At 56.9% G+C, this 9,056-nt stretch carries 4 protein-coding genes and 3 pseudogenes; 5 read left to right on the forward strand and 2 right to left on the reverse strand.

Annotated features, from left to right (window positions below; all coding sequences use genetic code 11):
• Positions 1 to 69 precede the first annotated feature (69 nt).
• Together AU381_RS00550 and AU381_RS00555 are read right to left on the reverse strand one after the other, a co-directional pair.
• On the reverse strand, positions 70 to 294 hold the full coding sequence (locus tag AU381_RS00550) for a hypothetical protein (RefSeq protein ID WP_014857667.1): 225 nt from the start codon (positions 292 to 294) through the stop codon (positions 70 to 72).
• A 614-nt stretch (positions 295 to 908) separates the two neighbouring features.
• A pseudogene (locus AU381_RS00555) lies at positions 909 to 2,172 on the reverse strand (transposase).
• A gap of 297 nt (positions 2,173 to 2,469) precedes the next feature.
• Here AU381_RS00555 and AU381_RS00560 point away from each other — a divergent pair.
• The 5 genes and pseudogenes from AU381_RS00560 to AU381_RS00585 all read left to right on the forward strand — a co-directional run.
• A pseudogene (locus tag AU381_RS00560) lies at positions 2,470 to 2,882 on the forward strand (C4-dicarboxylate transporter DctA); the annotation flags it as partial.
• Positions 2,883 to 3,164: 282 nt separating this feature from the next.
• Positions 3,165 to 5,033 carry an extracellular solute-binding protein gene (locus AU381_RS00565; RefSeq protein WP_015633453.1) on the forward strand — a complete coding sequence of 623 codons (1,869 nt, stop codon included), beginning with the start codon at positions 3,165 to 3,167 and terminating at the stop codon, positions 5,031 to 5,033.
• A 997-nt stretch (positions 5,034 to 6,030) separates the two neighbouring features.
• The gene (nifS, locus tag AU381_RS00575; RefSeq protein ID WP_014857675.1) at positions 6,031 to 7,194 is read left to right on the forward strand and encodes a cysteine desulfurase NifS; all 1,164 of its coding nucleotides are present in this window, start codon (positions 6,031 to 6,033) and stop codon (positions 7,192 to 7,194) included.
• A gap of 163 nt (positions 7,195 to 7,357) precedes the next feature.
• Positions 7,358 to 7,729 (forward strand): annotated as a pseudogene (gene nifW, locus AU381_RS00580) (nitrogenase stabilizing/protective protein NifW); the annotation flags it as partial.
• Positions 7,730 to 8,449: 720 nt separating this feature from the next.
• Positions 8,450 to 8,827 (forward strand): hypothetical protein, encoded by a 378-nt coding sequence (locus tag AU381_RS00585; protein ID WP_014857677.1) that lies wholly within the window; start codon positions 8,450 to 8,452, stop codon positions 8,825 to 8,827.
• The last annotated feature ends 229 nt before the right edge of the window (positions 8,828 to 9,056 follow it).

Here is a 9,056-nt window from a genome sequence, read left to right on the forward strand (position 1 = left end):
GTGGTCTCCGTTCGTCCTAAGCAAACAAACAGAATCACAACTGGCTGATTTCACTCAACTCTTTTTCGGTCAGGCTCTAAGATGGTGCAAATTAGCGAAGGTGTTGGCTTGGACTGCAGCGAAAGTGTTCAGCGACAGTTCAAATCCCACCATCATTGTTGACTTGAAGACGGATCCGGCCAGTTCCTGTGACTCAATAGCATGCGTCAACTGCTCGCCCCTTTTGATTGCCGTGGATTGACCGACGATCGAGTTTTCGACAGTTTCGAAGGGCTTTTCTGCGGTCCTGGACATTTCGCTTTCCTCTCGTTACAGCGGCTCTGGCGACCATCTTGCACATCGTCAACGCCCATTTGTCGCAAGAACTCAATTGAATAGTATTGTGAAATCTTCATACGTGGCGCAGTCGAGGCATAGGATTGTTGCCGCAATGAGCAGCTCCGCCGCCTCGCAATGAGCAGTTTCAAGATTTGTGCCAGTTCTGTCGGTGGCGCCAAAAATCAGTCATCTCGCTATCCTCCACCCGGGTCTTTATCGACAATCGATGCAGCGGCTGCGGACTTTGGCTGGAGGCCGATTAAGATGTCTCGGCGGTCATTTGATGGAGGCAAATAACATTTCTTGCCGGCCAAGGTTTGCCTTGAGACAAAGGTGAGAATTATGGACAGAAGGCGGTGAGGTGGCAGTCCCGTCGTGCCAGACCGATGGTGTTCGCGCACTCAAATTCGTGGATCACGTCGGCGGCGAAGAGCTTGGCGATAATGTCAGAGGCGTCGTCCTAATCGCCTGCACTACCATCAGTATGTCGCCGTGGCCGGTTACCGGGATGGCGGGGCTGGCCGGGTCGAGAACAGTAAGCACTTCGGGCGTCAGGATCTGCGGTTTAGTCGATCGTGAAGAACTCGCTTTCAGGCAGGTTGCTGCGGCATTGGTCGGCTCTGGAACGTGAGGAGTAGTGCGGCGAGCAGACACAAAAGCTGCCTGAACCATCGCAGCAGGAGGGAGAAGTTGTATCCGGCGGCGGCCAGAACGGCATTGACGGCATCCCCCTGTTCGCCAGCGAGATAATTCCGGTCCATTCTGTGTTCGCTCTTGAGGTGTCCAATGACGGGTTCGACCGCCGATCGTCGTCGCATCTGGCGTTTGATGGGGGGCGTGAGGCGGCGCTTCTGGCCACTGGTGAAGACCCTCAGCTTGTGCCTTTCGGGAGCATTATGGCCGCGGTATCCAGCATCGGCCAGAATGCGGGAGAGCTCGTTGCCAAGCATCTTTTCCATATCCGGAATGACGGTCGCGAGCGTATGGCCGTCGTAGGGATTGCCGGGCAGCGCCGTCGCGTGCAGGGCGAACTGCCCGCCCTTTGAACGGTTCAGTGTTGTGGCCACGGACACCTTCACTCCGAACTCATAGGGCTTGTGCGCCTTGCCTTTACCAATGCACTCGACTTCGTCGGCATGCAGGCTGTAGATCTTGCGGCCACGCTGACGTTGCCGCTGCGCGATGACCGTTTTTGCCTGATAAAGCGACCATTTGAAGATCGCGTCGAGTTGTTCGTCGCCGGCGATCTGACGCTCGATGTCGCGAACGGTCCGGCCGAGATAGGTCTTCAACTTGCGCAGCGCCTTGCCGGCCCGTTTGAATTGCTTCGCATGAGCGTAGCGCTGGTGTGAATAAGCTTGGCATCCGTCGGGAACATGACGTTCTTCGGTTGAACGGTCGTGTCCACGATCACCTGCCGCGTATCCTGCGGCTTCATCGCGCCTGTCTTGACTGCCACGGCCAAGCTCTCCTGCAAGAGCCCGCCGATCCGTTCCTCGCCCATGCGCTGCCGCCAGCGCGTCATCGAGGAGCGGTCGAACGATAGTTCGTGCCGAAAGAACTCCTCGCCGCACAGGTACTGAAAGTAGGGGTTCTCCACCCAGCGCTCGCACAGCGCCTCGTCCGACAGGTTGAACGTGTGCTTCAGAATGGCCAGCCCGCCATCAGCCGCGTCGGCAATGGCGGCATGCCCGCTCCGTCCGAATAGACCGTCCCAAAGCGGCCTTCCAACACAGGCCAGTCAATAGCCTGCGCCAGACGCACCAGTTCGTGCTTCATATTGATGATCTGGTCGAGCCGGGATCGGAATAAATCCTGTTCACCCGTTTGGCGCCGTTCGCGTGGTTTACCCATTCCTGGTTCTCCGATTCACCGCGATAAACCCAGTGAATCACGCTTCGCCAACCAGGCAAACCTCAAACTGATTTTGCAAGGAACAGCCCGTTCGGCGGCTGTTTCCGGCAATTAGAAGATCTGCAGATCCCTCGATTCTTACGTCAAATCAGCGGCTTCCGAGTTCTTCACGGCCGACGGTTTAATGGCAACTGGCACGGCCATTGCTCATCAGCTTCACATGACAGTCGCCGCTGTCGGCTTTCGGAAAATCGGCCTGGCAGGCGACCGGGCGCGCGCCATATGGAGGATCTCCTGATGACCATTGAGCATTCCGCGGAGACCCGCGCCAAGCCACCCTTATATCGCCATCTCTATGCCCAGGTTCTGGCAGCGATCGCGGGCATCCTGTTTGGATATTTCTATCCGGACATCGGAAAGCTTGGAATGATCATTGCACCGGTGATCTTCCTGAAGGTCGCGACGGAAATCGCAGGCATAACCGGTCTCGCCAAGGTTGGTCCCATCGCCGGCAAGGCGAGTTTGATACCTGACCTCGACTTTGGTACTTGCCGTCCACCTCGCGGTCATCAACGTGATGCAGTCGGGTGCGGGCAGTGCTTATCGATCCGGCCTCGCTCAATGCCGAGGCGGTCGCCGGCTGTGTGGAAAAGGCGCAAGAACAGTTGATGACCGGTTTCCTGATGCTGGTTATCCCGTCGACGCTTGTCAGCGACGAAGGAAGACTTTGCGACACTGGTCGACATCCACGTCATCGCCGCCGCCAGAAAAAGTGACAGCGGGTACAGCGACACAGGCCGCGACCCTACCAGGCAAAAAGCTCCGCATATCCATAGACGCTATGAACAGAATTTAGAAAATCAATTTTTGAGGAGTGTGAATTGCCCATATCTAGGGACGATCGGCCACTGGCATGCCGATCCTGCAACGACTTGGAGCCGCCCCACAAACACCGTGGCGGCGAATGGATAAAAACAAGGAGAAAGGACGAGATGCTGGACATCGGCGTCATTGGAAGACTGAAGTTTGCGACCGCGTTCATGGCCATGTCCTTACTACTGGTGCCGGCTGCGGAGGCTCATGAGCAGCCGGTCTGGCACTACGGACTGTCGCTCGTCGATGATCTCAAATATCCGCCCGGCTTCAAAAAGTTCGACTATGTGAATCCCGAGGCACCTAAGGGCGGAGATCTCAGGCTTTCACAGACAGGCACCTTCGACACGTTCAATCCCCTGCTGGTGAAGGGCGAAACGGCCGTCGGCCTGGATTTCGTCTTCGACACGCTCATGAAACCGTCAGAGGACGAGATTTCGACGGCCTACGGGCTTCTGGCCGAAGGCGTTTCCTTCCCCGACGACATCTCCTCGGCCACGTTCCGGCTGAGGCAGGAAGCGAAATGGGCCGACGGCAAGCCGGTGACGCCGGAAGACGTCGTCTTCAGCTTCGACAAGGCGAAGGAACTGAACCCGCTCTATCAAAGCTACTATCGGCATGTCGTGAAGGCGGAAAAGACAGGGGATCGGGACGTCACCTTTCACTTCGACGACAAAAACAATCACGAACTTCCTCATATCCTCGGGCAGATCCGGATTGTGCCGAAGCACTGGTGGGAGGGCACTGGACCGGACGGCAAGCCGCGCGACATTTCGCGAACGACGCTTGAACCGGTGATGGGGTCAGGTCCCTACCGGATCGCTTCGTTCGCCCCCGGCGGGACCATTCGTTATGAGCGCCGGCCCGATTACTGGGGCGTCGCGCTCAACGTCAATGTCGGGCAGAACAATTTCGATTCGATCACCTATTCCTTTTTTGGCGATCGCGACGTCGAGTTCGAGGCCTTCCGCTCCGGCAACACCGATTATTGGCGGGAGAACCAGGCGATGCGCTGGGCTACGGCCTTCGATTTTCCGGCGGTGAAGGATGGCCGCGTTAAACGCGAGGAAATTCCCAACCCCTTCCGGGCAACGGCCGTGATGCAGGCGATGGTGCCGAACATGCGCCGCAAGCCCTTCGACGACGAGAGGGTGCGCCAGGCATTGAACTATGCGCTCGACTTCGAAGAACTGAACCGGACCATCTTCTACAATCAGTATCAGCGCGTGAACAGCTTCTTCTTCGCCACAGAACTCGCTTCCTCCGGTCTGCCGGAAGGCAAGGAACTGAAGAACCTGAACGAGGTCAAGGACCTCGTGCCGCCCGAAGTGTTCACCACCCCTTATAGCAACCCGGTCGGCGGCACGCCGCAAAAGGCGCGCGAAAACCTGCGCAAGGCGATCGAGCTCCTGAACAAGGCGGGGTTCGAGCTCAACGGTAACCGGATGGTGAATACTGAGACGGGCAAGCCGTTCTCCTTCGAGATCATGTTGAGCAGCCCGTCATTCGAGCGCGTCGCCTTGCCCTATGCGCAGAACCTGAAGCGGATCGGTATCGAAGCGCGCGTGCGCACGGTGGACCCATCGCAATATACCAATCGCAAGCGTGCCTTCGACTACGATGTGACCTGGGAAGTTTGGGGTCAGTCCTTGAGCCCCGGAAACGAACAGGCGGACTACTGGGGATCGGCAGCCGCCACACGCCAGGGCTCCAGGAATTATGCCGGCATCTCCGACCCTGGCGTCGACGCATTGATTGAGCGCGTGATCTTCGCAAAGGATCGCGAAACGCTGGTTGCCGCAACGAAGGCACTCGATCGCGTCCTGCTCGCCCATAATTACGTCATTCCGCTCTATTACAAGCTGGCCGCCCAAATCGCCTATTGGGACGCGCTGGCCCGGCCGAAAGAGTTGCCGAAATACGGACTGGGCTTCCCCGAGGTGTGGTGGTCGAAGAGCGCTGCCTGTCATTTGCCCGCTTCGCTGTAGTTGCATTTGTGGGAGCTCTGGCGAAGCCGGGCGTCTCCAGTTCACGCCCAACCGTGTTCTCATCCGAAATGCGCAACTTCTGGACCAATCTGCGCGCCAGTGAATTTTTAGGATAGCCTGCTTTCGACGTCCTTTGCCAGCCCCGGGCGCTGACGTCATTCAGTGTCACTCGGTCGCGCGGTGCACCGTTCGTTGGGGTCCGAGTCGGATCGCAGCACCCGGCCCAACACTGCAGCATCTCGCTGGCGAATGGCGCTGCCTCCGAACGCGGGCCGCCATCGTAGAGTGAGGCAAGTGCCAGCAATCGCCGCTATGGCTGGCATCCTCCGTCTGCCATCAAGCTTTCGAAGAGCTGCGCCGCCGAAGTCATCACATCGCATCCTGTTTGCGGCACAGAGGCGCTCTTTGGTGTGGGCTAATTCGACAATGTCCGATTTCCGACATTATCGGACAAATGTCATACCGATGTTTGAGTTTCGGTGTTGTTTCAGAACCGTTTTTTCGTTGGCATAGTTTGTGCTTGACCGATTTGCAAAGGCCTTTTCGAACCAGGAGAAACGATCCATGATAGGTCTCAACGGAAGAGCCGTTAGTGCAGTGAAGCTCGCTCCTTCCCGCGATTCTGAACCCACCGATGGCTTATGCATATGACGGTTCAAGCGGACGGCTGTGCATATACCATTTTGCATTAGAGACTGAGTCGCGCGAGGGCGACACTGTTATCGAGAAGGATGGGATCAACATATTTGTTGACTCGGACCCCCAACCCCATGTGGCCGGCCTGGCCCGGGACGTCATCCCAAGGACGTCATCCCAAGGGTGGATTCGCCCGGGTTTGTCTTCAACGTTTCAACACGCGGGAGAGGTGAGCCTGCGGCAAATCGTTCGGCTGATCGCCACGCACGGGAGAACAGTAATGCTGGATCAAAAAGCACTTCTACAATGCCACGATCGCCATTTGTAAACCTTTCGTCGTTTCGGTAGCTGGAGAATTATCTTGAGGCCTATCTATCTCGACAACAACGCAACGACGCGCGTCGATGCGGAAGTTCTCCAGGCGATGCTGCCATTCTTCGCAGATGTGTTTGGCAACGCTTCCTCGATGCATGACGCTGGTGCTACTGCCGGGGCAGCGATTAACGTAGCGCGCAGGCAGTTGCAAGCACTGATCGGTGCAAAGTTCGACCCAGAGATCACCTTTACCTCGGGCGGGACCGAAAGCAACAATGCGGCGATCCTTTCGGGGCTCGAGGCTATGCCTGAGCGCACTGAGATCGTAACTTCGGCGGTCGAGCATCCTGCGGTGCTGACGCTCTGCACCCATCTGGAGAAGACACGCGGCACCAAGGTGCACAAGGTCCCAGTGGATCACCAGGGCCGACTTGACCTTGACGCTTATCAGGACGCCCTTACACACCGTGTAGCAATCGTTTCGATCATGTGGGCCAACAACGAGACGGGAACGCTCTTTCCTGTGGTAAAGCTAGCTGAGATGGCCAAAAAAGTCGGCGCAATTTTCCACACCGATGCGGTGCAAGCAGTCGGCAAGCTACCGATTGACTTGAAATCAACGGCGATCGACATGCTGTCGCTTTCCGCGCACAAGTTCCATGGCCCGAAGGGCGTCGGGGCACTCTACATAAAGCGCGGGGTGCCCTTTCACGCACTCATTAAGGGTGGCCACCAGGAGCGCGACCGGCGCGCGGGCACGGAGAACACGCCCGGGATAGTAGGTCTGGGCAAGGCGGCAGAACTCGCGTTGGATTGTATGGACAAGGACAATGCGATAATAAGATCATTCCGCGATCGATTGGAGAAAGGACTTCTCGAGCGTGTCCCCCAAGTCTTCGTAATGGGTGATCCGGTGACGCGGTTGCCCAACACAACGAGCATTGCCTTTGAAGGCGTCGGTGGTGAAGCCATGCAGTTTCTGCTCAATCGCCATGGCATCGCCTGCTCCTCCGGAACCGCCTGTACCTCTCGTTCTTTATCGACGAGCCATGTTCTAAAAGCCATGGGTACTCCCCACAGGCAGGCGGTCGGAGCAGTCCGCTTCTCGTTGTCAGGCTATAACTGTGAAGAGGATATAGATCGGGTGTTGCAGGTGATACCCGCAGTTGTGAAAAAACTGCGTGAATCTCGTCCAGTATTTGCCGGGTAGACGCTCTGCCGGCACATACGATCGTTTCAGCGCTTGGGAATGTCCGAATACCCGTCACTGATGGCGTCTCGATCACAGCTCTTCCCAGGGTCATCATGGGGTGCAGGGCCGGGACCATGTGTTGGAACGAAAGCAGCTATTCCGCGGCCAGTAGGAGAATGCAATGTCTTATGATGATGCGACCTTTGCCCCTGATGGCACTGACATTCTGACTTGGCTGAAGGATTTGTCGGCCGCCGAGGAGTTCTTCGATGCCCTCGGCGTCACCTATGACCCAAAGGTGCTAAACACATCACGGCTCCACATAATGAAGCGCATGGGTCAGTATCTGGTCGCGGAGGACTTTTCCGATCTCCCCACAGGCACGGCCGCCACCCGTGCGCGCGCCGCACTCGAGCGCGCTTACAGGGACTTTGCAACTTCGTCGCCACTCAAACATCGTGTTTTCAAGGTGCTTGAGGATCGCGAGCCGACCAAAGCTGCTGCGCCGATCCAAGTCTTCGTACCATTGGAAGAACTCTTGCAGCCATCCGAAATCAGTGACTGCGGCGGGGTTGCGACACAGCGATGTCATCAGTCCGACAAAGTAGTCGCGGCTCCGGACGCGCTGGAATGAAGCGGTTAGCAGGTTGTAATAAAACTCGTTGGCACGTGGTGCATGGAAGGGTCGGAAGACCAAGGCGATCGAAACCTAGACAGATCATAATGCACATCGCTGATACCGAGTCGGCGCAGATGCGCGTCCATTGCTAATGCGTCGGTGCCTAAAGTGCCAACCCGATGCCGTCGGCCTGCTTCAGCGCTGGTCGCGGTCAGGGTTGCATGAGCCTGGGTCATGTCCATGATACGCATACAGCTCTGATCTCCCCACCGCCGCGGGGGGTCGTCGACCTGCTGTGCCGGCCGTTTGGCAGTGCGTGATTCGTCGACGCTTCTCTCTGACGCCGCTACGCCGTCGTCACGCTTTTGAGCGTATCCCGATGTTTCACTGAATGAATCGACTGGCGGAATCCGCAACTGAGCGGGCAAAAAGAGAGCGCTGTCCTTAGTGAAGAATTTTGCGGATGTCTACATTTCGGAGCGGCCGATTGGCCGGTTCGGGACTAAAGGTCGGCAAGTTGACAATGCATGCACTCTGAAAATGCACAAAATGACGACATTTTTAGGTTGGCACGGCGCTTGCTCGTTCACGGCATCATCCACGCCGGCAAGAGCGAGGCGGTGTAATTGGCAACTATGAGCAAAGGAATTAGCTATGGCGCGAGCTGACGTAGAGCGATTCGTCAACGATTTGGACAAAGGCAGGCTGCCTGCAAACCTCAAGCCAAGTGCCACGGGTCTTGCACCAATCGTAGCGATCGGAAAGAGTCTCGGCTACAACATAACGCTTGACGAAGTTCAAAACTACATCCGATTGGACAGCCGACGGAAGTCTACTGGCAAGAAGCTCGACGCGATGGCGAACAGCAAGCGTGGCTCGCGCGTTCCGGCCTTGCCGCGCTTTGTACAATCTACTGCCTTAGATAGTCCCGTTACGGATGGACTCACGCGGCCGTTGCATATGGCTGAAAAGGGCGCCGCCGTCGCCGCGGTCGTTCAACTTGTTGTAATTGTTGTTCATGTTTCAAGCTGATTTTTTTACCGGAGCGCATTGGCTTGGACGATCGGTGCGAAGAGAGCATGACAGCAAATATCATCGGGAACGAGACATGCGATCTGGCCTACAAGAAACGGCTTCAAGGGCTCACCTTAGAGCCTGACTCGAAAAGGTCTCAACAATACCGTACCTTGCCAAGCGTCGTGTCAGGACCCGGATGTGGGCGATAGTGATCCAAGCCTCGGCTGATGCGATGGACTTCTCC

This window comes from Sinorhizobium glycinis, from assembly GCF_001651865.1.
GTDB lineage: Bacteria > Pseudomonadota > Alphaproteobacteria > Rhizobiales > Rhizobiaceae > Sinorhizobium > Sinorhizobium glycinis.